The organism is Fulvimarina pelagi HTCC2506 (genome assembly GCF_000153705.1).
In the GTDB taxonomy this organism is placed as follows: Bacteria; Pseudomonadota; Alphaproteobacteria; order Rhizobiales; family Rhizobiaceae; genus Fulvimarina; species Fulvimarina pelagi.
Genome location: NZ_DS022272.1, coordinates 394,551 through 402,928, shown reverse-complemented (window position 1 = coordinate 402,928; position 8,378 = coordinate 394,551). Strand labels below are relative to the sequence as shown.

At 60.7% G+C, this 8,378-nt stretch carries 6 protein-coding genes and 1 pseudogene; 4 read left to right on the top strand and 3 right to left on the bottom strand.

What is annotated here, in order from left to right:
- Together FP2506_RS01890 and FP2506_RS18255 are read left to right on the top strand one after the other, a co-directional pair.
- A pseudogene (locus FP2506_RS01890) lies at positions 1 to 1,398 on the top strand (phosphate acyltransferase); the annotation flags it as partial.
- Positions 1,399 to 1,572: 174 nt separating this feature from the next.
- Complete coding sequence (locus tag FP2506_RS18255; protein ID WP_081448273.1) at positions 1,573 to 2,379, top strand: DUF2865 domain-containing protein; 807 nt, start codon at positions 1,573 to 1,575, stop codon at positions 2,377 to 2,379.
- Here FP2506_RS18255 and gltX read toward each other — a convergent pair.
- The gene (gene gltX / locus FP2506_RS01880) at positions 2,339 to 3,715 is read right to left on the bottom strand and encodes a glutamate--tRNA ligase (protein ID WP_007065669.1); all 1,377 of its coding nucleotides are present in this window, start codon (positions 3,713 to 3,715) and stop codon (positions 2,339 to 2,341) included. The two genes, FP2506_RS18255 and gltX, sit on opposite strands and share 41 nt — an antisense overlap.
- Before the next feature lie 110 nt (positions 3,716 to 3,825).
- On the opposite strand from gltX, the gene FP2506_RS01875 reads away from it, so the two are divergent.
- Entirely contained in the window at positions 3,826 to 4,584 is a 759-nt protein-coding gene (locus FP2506_RS01875) for a phosphatase PAP2 family protein (RefSeq protein WP_007065668.1), read from the top strand.
- A gap of 111 nt (positions 4,585 to 4,695) precedes the next feature.
- Positions 4,696 to 5,385, top strand: coding sequence for a response regulator (locus FP2506_RS01870; RefSeq protein WP_007065667.1), 690 nt, complete (start codon positions 4,696 to 4,698; stop codon positions 5,383 to 5,385).
- 7 nt (positions 5,386 to 5,392) lie between these two features.
- Here FP2506_RS01870 and FP2506_RS01865 read toward each other — a convergent pair whose 3' ends face one another.
- Both FP2506_RS01865 and FP2506_RS01860 read right to left on the bottom strand, forming a co-directional pair.
- A complete protein-coding gene (locus tag FP2506_RS01865) occupies positions 5,393 to 6,787 on the bottom strand; it encodes an ATP-binding response regulator (protein WP_007065666.1) in 1,395 nt (464 codons plus the stop codon).
- Positions 6,784 to 8,013: an FIST N-terminal domain-containing protein gene (locus tag FP2506_RS01860; RefSeq protein WP_007065665.1), complete on the bottom strand. Its 1,230-nt coding sequence runs from the start codon at positions 8,011 to 8,013 to the stop codon at positions 6,784 to 6,786. Before FP2506_RS01860 ends, FP2506_RS01865 begins: the two co-directional genes overlap by 4 nt.
- Positions 8,014 to 8,378 lie beyond the last annotated feature (365 nt).

Sequence of the window (8,378 nt, the reverse complement as noted above, 5' to 3'; positions counted from 1 at the left end):
CCGCGAGGTGCGCCCGGATGCATGATTTGCACTGGACGTTCGGATTACCCGAACCAGGTCAACAATGTCCTTTGTTTTCCCTTCATTTTTCGCGGCGCTCTCGATTGCGGTGCGACCCATATCACCGAGAAGATGAAGATGGCGGCGGTCGACGCGATCGCCGCACTTGCGCGGGAGAATGTCAACGAGGTTGCTGCAAAGGCCTACGGATCCGGGACGCCGATCTTCGGCCCGCAATATCTCATCCCGACGCCCTTCGACCCGCGTCTGATCTTGAAGATCGCGCCGGCCGTAGCCGAAGCTGCGAGACAGGAGGGAGTTGCGACTCGGCCTATCGAGGACATGAACCAGTACATGGAGCAGCTAAACCGCTTCGTGTTCCGGTCGGGCCTCATCATGAAGCCGATTTTCAAAGTGACGCAGGGCACCGACCACAAGGTGATCTTTGCAGACGGCGAGGATGAGCGTGTCCTGCGAGCCTCGCAGGTTCTCTTGGAAGACCGCGTCTGCCAGCCGATCCTCGTTGGCCGCCCGTCCGTCATCGAGAGCCGATTGGAGCGGTTTGGCCTGTCCATCGCGCCAGGCAAGGACTTTCAGGTGGTCGACCCGACCGACGACCCGCGTTACCGCGACTATGTGGACGCCTACTTCGCCAAGGTCGGACGCAAGGGGATATCACCTGATTCGGCGCGAACGATCATGCGTACGAACTCTACGGTAATTGCGGCAACGGCCGTCACGCGAGGCGAGGCCGACGCTATGATCTGCGGGTTGGAGGGCCGCTTCCCCCACCATGTCCGCGACATCAGCCAGGTCATAGGACTGGAACCGGGAGTCCGACGGTTCGCCGCGCTCAGTGTGCTGATCGCCCAGCAAGGCTCAAAGTTCTTCGTCGATACTTACGTGCAGCGCAATCCGAGCGCAGATGACATCGCAGAAATGACGATCCTCGCCGCCGACGAGATTAAACGTTTCGGTATCGAACCCAAAGCGGCGCTCGTATCGCACTCTAACTTCGGGTCCGACGATACGGAGGACACGCGTAAGCTGCGCAATGCCCTCGGCATCATCCGCGAGCAGCGACCTGACATCGAGATCGATGGCGAAATGCACGGGGATGCCGCTTTGAACCAGGCCACGCGCGACCGGACAATGCCGGCTTCGACGCTAACCGGCGAAGCCAACCTTCTCGTCTTCCCGACCCTGGACGCAGCGAACATCACTCTCAACGTGGTCAAGACAATGCTCGACGCACTTCACGTGGGCCCGATCCTACTGGGAACAAATTCGCCTGCGCACGTTCTGACGCCATCGGTCACCTCGCGCGGGGTCGTCAACATGGCGGCAATTGCAGCCGCCCAATGTGTTCAGAATGCGAAGCAAATCGAGAACGGCTAGGCCGTCCAGGCTCAAGACTCCGCCTCACGCCCTCGAAACTTATCAAAGGTCGGGCTGGGCGTTAGACCGTATAGGTTGGAAAACAAAATGCATGGATGGCGAGGGTAGACGGACTCTGCCGAACGTCTAAGTGGATTGTTGATCCGCTTGAAAGATTCCCTTGTGTGGTGACGCATGACCATGACCGTGAAACTCCATCGGATCTTTCCGCGCCTATTCCTCGCAGTCAGTGTGTGTCTCGCTGGAATTCTCCCTATGACGCCTCAACCGGTACAGGCGCAGTCGATACTCCAAAAGCTTTTCGGCGCGCCAACGGCCTCCCACCGTCAGAAGATCGGTCGTTCGGCGTCCAAGCGACATCTGAAGCGGAAGGTCATCAGGAGATCTGCCAAACGCTCGTCGAACAAGGTTAGGCGATCGGCGAACCGGTCGTCCCGCTCCAGGTCGAGCGGCACGTCGAGGTCGCGCCGGGCTAGCAGTGCTGCTTCGGGAGGTTCGAGCTACACCTACCGAACCTTATGCGTTCGCAAGGCCGACGGATATTTCTTCCCGGTCAGTTTCTCGACCACATCGGAATATTTTGATCAGGATCTGGAAGAATGCCAGGCGCGGTGTCCCGGAACCGACGTCGATCTTTATTTTCACCGCGTGCTGCGCGAAGAAGCCGAAAACATGGTCAGTCATACCTCCGGCGTCGACTACACTGACCTTGCAACCGCCTTTGCGTACAAGACGAAAGGTATCGATGAGGCTGCAGCAAAGGCCTGCGAGATCGAACCTGAGCCAGCCTTTCAGATCGAAGTTGCAGAAGGCCTTGGCGACCTGCCTTTCGAATCGGCAATTCCACTCCCTGCTCGCAGGCCCGATCCGAAGGAAGTTTTGGTGAGTGACCTGCGAGGGGCAAGCAAGGATGTGGCCGAAGTCTCCAGTCGTCCAAAGGTCATCCGCCAAGTCGGGCCACAATTCTTTCCCGACCGATAAGCGGCAGGAGCGCGGCCAATTCGGGTCCGTGACCAAGACCTGTCAGGGCCAATCTCAGCGGCATGAACAAAGACCGGCCCTTGCGGCCGGTCTGCTTTTTGAGGTCGCTCGTCCACGCTTTCCAGGTGTTTTCATCGACCGGCCCCTCTGGAAGTCGCTCGCGAGCAATGTCGATGAAGGCTTTGTCGTCCTCATCGGGCTCGTCGCCACTGACCAGATCGCCGTAGACGACGTCCCGCCAAAACGTGGCCTCCCGCACTTTCCCGCAGTTGGCCCTAACAGCCAGCCAGAAAGCCTCGCGCTCTCGATCCGGGATGTCGAGCTCCGCGAGCCGATCGGCGACATCGGCGTAGGCCAGCCCATGCACGATCTCTTCATTCAGGCGGTCGAGTTCCGCCGGATCGAACTTCGAAGCCGAAACCGACACCTCACCAAGATCGACCCGCGTCGCCAGCGTGTCCAGTTCGCGCACCGCAACGATCGATCCCGAGAGGCCGACCAATGTAGCAAGAGACGCTACGGCCATCGGCTCGTAACCTTCGTCCTGCAATGCCTTGATCGAAAGCGAGCCAGTTCGCTTGGAGAGCCCCTCCCCGCCGATTGTCGTGATGAGATTGTGGTGCCCGAAGCGCGGAGCACTCAGTCCGAGTGCCTCGAAGATCGGGATCTGGACCCCCGTATTGGTGACGTGATCGTCGCCGCGAATGATGTCGGTGACGCCGACCTCGCCATCGTCGACAATCGACGGCAACGTGTAGAGATAGCTCCCGTCTGCGCGGATCAGCACGGGGTCCGAAAGCGAAGCAAGATCGACCGTCTGTGGTCCGCGCACCAGATCGTCCCAGTGCACCTCGGTCCGCTTCGTGATCGTGGGATCGCCGTCGTGATTGGGGAGGAGGAAGCGCCAATGCGGCTTGCGCCCCTCGGCTTCCAGCGCGATTTTCTCCTCCTGTGAAAGGCGAAGCGCTTCACGGACGTAGACCGGCGGCAAACCCCGCGCCGCCAGTCTCTTGCGCTTGCGGTCGAGCTCCTCCGGGGTTTCGTAGCAGGGGTAGAGCAGGCCGAGGCTCTTGAGTCGTTCCGCCGCTTCGTCGTATCGCGCAACACGATCCGACTGGCGGATCACACGGTCCGGCTTAATGCCGATCCATGCGAGATCGGCCTCGATCTGATCGGCGAATGCGCGGGTCGAGCGCTCCTGATCGGTGTCGTCGAAGCGCAAGACGAACTCTCCGCCGCGGCTCTTGGCGTAAAGCCAGTTGAACAGCGCGGTCCTGAGATTGCCGATATGGATGAAACCAGTCGGAGACGGTGCGAAGCGGAGAATGGCGGTCATGGCGACGGCGATTACCAGACCTTCTTGATCACAAGCAATCGTTCGCGCCTTCAGTTGCCCGTAGGCTGCCGATACCCAGATGAGATTACGGACGCCATCGGAAACGCAGCATGTTCGATCTCGACACCATTACCCATTTCATAAAGAGCCGAATTGAACTCAGGGCGCTCATCGCAATTTTGATCGCGGCTTGTGGAATTTGGGCCTTCGTTGCGCTTGCCGGCGAGGTTCTGGAAGGCGACACTCAGGCGCTGGACCAGGACATCCTTCTCTTGATGCGCAGTGCCGCCGATCCTCAAGAGCCGATCGGACCGCCTTGGCTGGAGGTCTTCGGGCGGGATATGACGGCCTTCGGCGGAACCGGCGTGCTGATCATGGTGACGGCCTTCGCCGCGCTCTACCTCTTCATGCAGGACAAATGGCGCACTGGTCTCGTGGTGATCGCTGCGATTGCATCGGGGTTTGCGACTAGCCAGCTGCTCAAGTGGGGATTTTCGATACCACGGCCCGATCTCGTGCCCCACGGTACGCATGTCACCTCCATGAGCTTTCCAAGTGGCCACGCCATGATGTCGGCGGTTACCTATCTAACTCTTGCGATCCTCACCGCACGCGTCGAACCGCGAGCGAGCGTCCGTGCCTTCCTTGTCACCTGCGCGGTAATCGTGACGATCCTCGTCGGCGTTAGCCGGGTCTATCTCGCTGTCCACTGGCCGAGCGACGTCCTCGCCGGCTGGACGGTCGGCGCGGCCTGGGCGATCGGCTGGTGGTTCGTTGCGCGCTGGATTGAAGGGGCGGCGGTTACCAAATCCGAGACGTCAAACCTTGCCCAGGACCGCAGGCTACCACGATCGGAGAATCGGCGTTGACGGCGAAGCGCCCGAACGAAAGACCAATTGCTCCCGGACGATAGGCTCCTTAGACTGCGAAGGATATGATCGAATAGGTTCGCCACTGCCGAACGCACCTGAAGGTTCACGATGACGACATTTCTTCTCATCGACGACCATCCGCTGTTCCGAGACGCCCTGCGCGCGGCGATCGAAGCAGCCGTCCCAGAGTCCGAGATCCTGGAGACCGACACGATCGAGGCGGCAATCGTAGCTTGCGGTGAAGAGACGAAGAGCTTCGATCTGGCGCTTCTCGATCTCACCATGCCCGGCGTGTCTGGATTTGAGGGCCTTCTGGAACTGCGCGCGCGCTTCCCGAAGCTGCCGATCCTCGTGGTCTCCGCACTCGACGATCCGAAGATCGTCCGCCGCGTCCTCTCCTACGGGGCAGCCGGCTTTGTATCGAAATCGGCCAAGAAGCTCGATCTCGCCACCGCGATCACCGAAGTGCTGTCCGGTTCGGTTTATGTGCAGGACGAGCTGATCGCCAACGGACCGGAGGATCATCCGGACGTCGATTCCCTCGCCTCGCGCGTCGCCAGCCTGACGCCGCAGCAGCTTCGGGTCCTCTCGATGATCCGACAGGGTCTTCTCAACAAGCAGATCGCCTATGAACTGTCTGTCGGCGAGACAACAGTGAAAGCCCATGTCTCGGAGATCCTTCGCAAGCTGAACGTCTTCAGCCGCACCCAGGCGGTAATCGAGATTTCGAAACTCGATTTCGACAGCGTTGGCCAGCAATCGAACCAAAGCAAACGCCTGGAACGTGTCTCGAGCTGACGGCCGCTCAGGCCGTCATGTGCGCAAGGAGCGCGCGAAGTTCGGCCGGCCGCACAGGCTTGCGGATCAGTTCGCAGCCGCTCTTCTGAATGTGCTCTTCAGTTTCCGCGGCGTAGTCCGCCGTCAGCACACAGGCAGGTACGTTGCGTCCAAGCGTTGAGCGAACAGCCTCCACGACATCCGTCCCGATCTGGCCCTTGTCGAGCCAGTAGTCGGCAATGACGACATCGGGATAGAATTTCTCCTGGGCGAGGATCGTCTGCGCTTCGCTGATGCCGCTCGCCGTGCGAACCGTGCAGGACCAACGCTCCAGAAGCGCGACGGTCGCCTCCGTCACCGCCTTCTCGTTTTCCACGAGCAGCACCTTGGAATAGGCAAGACCGATGCCCGAGGCCTGAACCCGCGGCGAGGCCGGCTTGTCCTGCCGGTGCTGGACCGGCGCCAGTGGCATGCTGACGGAAAAGACCGTTCCACGCCCCTCGCGTGATCGAAAGCTCAGCCGATGGCCGAGCGCCGCTGCCGTGCGCTTGACGATCGACAGGCCGAGACCAAGGCCCGGCCGGGCCGTCGAACTCTTCGGGCCCAACCGGCCGCGATGAAATTCCTCGAAGATCTTCTCGTATTGATCGGCCGCTATCCCGTGCCCAGTATCGACCACGTCAATCCGGACCGAATCGCCTCGCCGACGTGCGCCGACGAGGACCCCGCCCTTGTCGGTGTAGCGGATCGCATTGGAGAGGAGGTTTGCTAGCAACCGCCTTAGCAGCGCGGCATCGGACAGGCCGGTGAGATCGCTGCCTGTCGCCCGCAGCGACAATCCCTTCTCCCGCGCCAGAGGCTGGAACTCCGTCGCTAGGCCGACACAAAGGTCGCTCAGCGCTATCTCGCCGATATCGGGTTCGAGCACGCCGGCATCGAGGCGAGCGATCTCGAGAACGCTACCGATCAGGTCTTCCATCGTGTCGAGCGCACGGTCGACCGCGGAGGCGAAGCGCTCGCCTTCTGGACTAAGGCCCGATCCCTGGACTGCGAAGAGCGAGAGCCGGGCTGCATTGAGCGGCTGGAGGATATCGTGGCTGGCAGCTGCTAGAAATTTCGACTTGGAGCGATTGGCATTGTCGGCGGCTTCGCGCGCGGCGAGATTCTTGCGGTTCGTCTCCTCCAGGGTCTTCAGCGCGTCGGAGAGTTCTTCGGTTCGACGCCGCACCTGGGTTTCACGCTGGATTGCCGTCTGGAACAAGGAATAGGCATTGGCCTGGCTGTCCGTTACCTGCTCGATCCGTCGCATCAAGGCGAGATTGATGCGCTTTAGCCGCCAAATTTCCTCCTTTTCTGGACAATCGGGCTCGGGTCTGTCGTCCGCCGAAATGGTGCCCAGCGTCCCGAGGATCATCTCGTTCATGCCATCGCACCGACGCGAGGATGATCGCCGGTTGCCGGCGCTCCTTCGGCACGTGCGCCGAATGCGATGCCAGTCAGGGTCTGGTTGAGGTGCATGGAGGAGAACTGCTCGCCATAGGTCGTGAAGCCGAAGACGTTGTGGTCATCGAACACCTTCGCGACCCTGCGCGAGAGTTGTCGCTCCTCGGCCTCAATCCGACGCAGGATGCAGTCGAAGCCGAGTGCAAGGTCGATGCCGCCGAGTTCGCCCGCAATCCGGTCGAGTTCGTCGCGCATCGAATCGATCATGTCGCTCGCCTCGGCGATAGTGAGGACGACCCCTTCCTCGATCGCGCAGAAGAAGGAAAGCCCTTCCGGTTCCATCCGCCGGATTGAGCGGCAGTAATGTTCGCCGCCGACGCGCACTGCCAGCGGATGGGCGGCGAACGAGAATGGCGTGAGGCTTTGTGGGTCTAGCCCGAGGACACTTGCATATTCCGTTGCCGCGTCGACGCCGTTGAGTTCGGTCACGAGCCGCTTTTCCGGATCGCAGCCCGTCACGACGAGGCGAACATCTGTCGGCCGATAGTGGTCGGACTTGAAGACAGCGAAAGGCACTCTGGTCCATATCAGGCAGACGACCGCAGCATCGGTGTACGCCCTGCCGTCGACGCACACATAGGTGTTCTCGAAGGCGAGGCCGTCGCCCGCGGATCCCCCGACCAGAGGAAGATTCGGAAGCCCACGCTGGATAGCGGCAACAACGACCTCTTCGTGATTCGACAACCCGTCGATCAGCGTCAGCGCGAAAATCTTGCCGCTCTCGGCCTCTCCCATGCGCCTGTGGACCACGTTGTTTTCGAAGCGCTTGTAGAGATCACCTGCGATCGTAGCACCGTGCTCGAGGCCACCCGAGGATATAGCGGGAACGACAGAGGCGAGCACTTCGAATTCGGCAGTCGAAAAGAAGACGAAAACGATGCAGCCGTCGACGTAACCAAAGGGCCCGACTCCACCAGCGGTCGAGGCGCAGACCTGGGTCGGAACTTCGATCTCACGCCTCAGGCAACGGGTCAGTTCGCCAGCGTCAAAGGCGCGATCGAAGAGAGCGATCATCAGGGTGAACTCGCCATGCACGGCGATAGAGCGCGCGGTTTCGCAAGCGTCAGCGACGTTCGAGCCCGTATAGACCGCCGTCTCGATCCCGCTCGTCGAGCTCCTACCGATGGTCGTATCGGCCAGCTGCATCGTCTCCTCCCGCGATCCTGCCGCAACCGGCCCAACGGCGGGAACGCACAGTATTCCGGTCTCAACTCCCGAGATTAGACCTATTCGAATGAACGGCATCCGACAAGTTTTGCTGGCAAACCTTATCCGGCCTAGGGCTGGGATTTGCGGGCCCGAGCGTGACGCCGATATGTCAAGCAAGATAGTTCACCAAACGGCGATTTCCGAAGCCTCGCCTGTGAGCGAAGAGGGAATCGGAGAAGTTCGCACTTGCCAGCGCGGTGATGCTATGGAATGCATCACGTCCGGGAACTGCCTCGAAATATTTCAAGGCGACATCTACCGGACGCACCGCTTCCTGACCGATCAAGAAAAGCTGGCGTTCC